General features: G+C 68.5%; 1 protein-coding gene. It reads left to right on the plus strand.

From position 1 onward, the window contains the following. Positions 1-254 (plus strand): hypothetical protein (locus tag U5775_RS39285; protein ID WP_322063479.1); only part of this gene is annotated, 254 nt, incomplete at both ends.

Raw genomic sequence — 254 nt, forward strand, 5'->3', positions numbered from 1 at the left:
GACGCGTCTGACCGATGCGCAGACCTCGCCGCTGCTCGCGGTCATGAAGGCGGTGCAGTACCAGGGCGAGGCGGGCCGTCCCTCGCAGGCGCTCACCGATACGCTGGTGCGCAAGGCACAGGGGTTGTTTGGCGACAGCAGTGGCGATGCGACACAGGCGCCGGTGGTCAATCCGCTCGATCGCTCGTTCGGGCCGCTACTCGCGCTGATGGGCGATGCGAGCCCGGGTGCGGGTGGTGGCAAGGCCGACAAAA

The organism is Paraburkholderia sp. J63 (genome assembly GCF_905220245.1).
Lineage (GTDB): Bacteria > Pseudomonadota > Gammaproteobacteria > Burkholderiales > Burkholderiaceae > Paraburkholderia.